This is a genomic window from Mesorhizobium sp. M7A.F.Ca.CA.003.01.2.1, assembly GCF_003998945.1.
Taxonomy (GTDB): domain Bacteria; phylum Pseudomonadota; class Alphaproteobacteria; order Rhizobiales; family Rhizobiaceae; genus Mesorhizobium; species Mesorhizobium ciceri.
Genome location: NZ_RZRA01001384.1, coordinates 1 through 976 on the forward strand (window position 1 = coordinate 1; position 976 = coordinate 976).

Below are 976 nucleotides of genomic sequence, written 5' to 3' on the forward strand. Positions count from 1 at the left end.
AAGATGGGCGTCGGCGGCTCGATGAACATCCTGTTCAGGGCCGATCTGTCGAAATACGTCGCGCACCGGCCGAGCGTCCTCTACTGGGTCATGCAGCCCGGCGCCGACGTCGGCGGCATCGGCATGGGTCTGGTTCGCATGGTGCGGCCGTGGGATGAGTGGCTGATCGTCTGGGGCTACGACATCAACCAGCCGCCGCCGGAGGTAACGCCGGAACTGGCCACCGAGGTCGCGCGTCAATTGGTCGGAGATTCCGCGCTCGAGATCGAGCTCCTGGGCGCCAACACCTGGACGGTGAACAACTGCTTCGCCACGCACATGCAGAAGGGGCGGGTGTTCATCATGGGCGACGCCGCGCACCGGCATCCGCCCTCGAACGGGCTCGGCTCGAACACATCGATCCAGGATGGGTTCAATCTCGCCTGGAAGCTTGCCAAGGTCGTCAAGGGGCAGGCGGGCATCGGGCTTCTGGATAGCTACTCTGCCGAGCGCGCACCGATCGCGCGCCAGATCGTGACGCGGGCGAACCAGTCCATTGCCGAATTCGGACCGATCTTCGAGGCGCTCGGCATGGATGGCGGCGTCGATCACGACAAGATCCAGAGGAACATGGAGGCCCGCGCCGACGCGACGCCCGCGGCCGAAGCGCAGCGCGAGGCGCTCCGCAAGGCTATCGCCTTCAAGAAGTACGAGTTCGACGCCCATGGCGTCGAGATGAACCAGCGCTATGCGTCCGGCGCGGTGGTGACCGACGGCCAGCGCGAGCCGGCATTCGAGAAGGATCGCGAGCTGCACTATGCGCCAACGACGTGGCCGGGCGCGCGCTTGCCGCATGTCTGGGTGTTCGAGCGCTCGGGCAGGAAGGTCTCGACGCTCGATCTTTGCGGGCATGGCGAGTTCACGCTTTTGACCGGTATTGGCGGCGAGGCGTGGGTCGCCGCGGCGGAGACGGTGGGCGCGGAGCTCGGTCTGCCGA

At 66.4% G+C, this 976-nt stretch carries 1 protein-coding gene; it reads left to right on the forward strand.

Going from position 1 to position 976, the window contains the following annotated elements; all coding sequences use genetic code 11:
- The coding region (locus tag EN969_RS32840) for an FAD-dependent monooxygenase (protein WP_206525307.1) at positions 1–976 on the forward strand (976 nt) is incomplete at both ends.